General features: G+C 68.8%; 1 protein-coding gene. It reads left to right on the top strand.

The window, feature by feature from the left end; all coding sequences use genetic code 11:
* The first annotated feature begins 162 nt into the window (after window positions 1-162).
* Window positions 163-1,050: a polysaccharide deacetylase gene (locus E1265_RS36445; RefSeq protein ID WP_132935209.1), complete on the top strand. Its 888-nt coding sequence runs from the start codon at window positions 163-165 to the stop codon at window positions 1,048-1,050.
* Window positions 1,051-1,052: the final 2 nt, after the last annotated feature.

Below are 1,052 nucleotides of genomic sequence, written 5' to 3'. Positions count from 1 at the left end.
CCTCACGACTCGCTCCCCGTCCGCCCCGCCCTCTCCCGATCCGTCCCTGACCTGACCTGAGCAGACCTGGCCCGACCCACTGGCGCCGCCCCGGAAGCGGCGCCCCCACCACTCTGCCCGGGCCACCGACTCCGCCCATACCCCCGGAAGTAAGGAACGACCATGACGAACGTCAAGAAGGACATCCGCGTCGCCTTCGGCGTCGACGTCGACGCCGTCGCCGGCTGGCTCGGCTCGTACGGCGGCGAGGACTCGCCCTGTGACATCTCGCGCGGCATGTTCGCCGGCGAGGTCGGCACCCCGCGCCTGCTGCGCCTCTTCGAGCGCTACGAGCTGCCCACCACCTGGTTCATCCCGGGCCACTCCATCGAGACCTTCCCCGACCAGACCCGGATGGTGGTCGACGCCGGCCACGAGGTGGGCGTGCACGGCTACTCGCACGAGAACCCGATCGCCATGACCCGGGAACAGGAGAGCGCCGTCCTTGACCGCGGCATCGAACTGATCGAGCGGGTGACCGGGCGCCGCCCGACCGGCTACGTCGCCCCCTGGTGGGAGTTCTCCCCGGTCACCAACGAGCTGCTGCTGGAACGCGGCATCACCTACGACCACTCCCTGATGCACGACGACTTCACGCCCTACTACGTGCGCGTCGGCGACAGCTGGACCAGGATCGACTACTCCCGGCCCGCCCACGAGTGGATGAAGCCGCTGGTCCGCGGCGAGGAGACCGACCTCGTCGAGATCCCGGCCAACTGGTACCTCGACGACCTGCCGCCGATGATGTTCATCAAGGCCAGCGCCAACAGCCACGGCTTCGTCAGCCCCCGGCACCTCGAGGAGTCCTGGCGCGACCAGTTCGACTGGGTCTACCGGGAGATGGACTACGCGGCCTTCACCATGACCATCCACCCCGACGTCTCGGGGCGCCCGCAGAACCTCCTCATGCTGGAGCGTCTGATCGAGCACATCAACGGCCACGAGGGCGTGCGCTGGTCGACGTTCGACGAGATCGCCTCCGACTTCAAGGCCCGCTCCCCCCGCGCCTGATC

The sequence above is a fragment of the Streptomyces sp. 8K308 genome (assembly GCF_004348315.1).
Taxonomy (GTDB): Bacteria; Actinomycetota; Actinomycetes; order Streptomycetales; family Streptomycetaceae; genus Streptomyces.
This window is presented reverse-complemented; position numbering and strand designations above follow the sequence as displayed.

Bases quoted from the DNA above. Each gene is read 5' to 3' on its own strand.
- E1265_RS36445 (WP_132935209.1), top strand. From the start codon at position 163: ATGACGAACGTCAAGAAGGACATCCGCGTCGCCTTCGGCGTCGACGTC.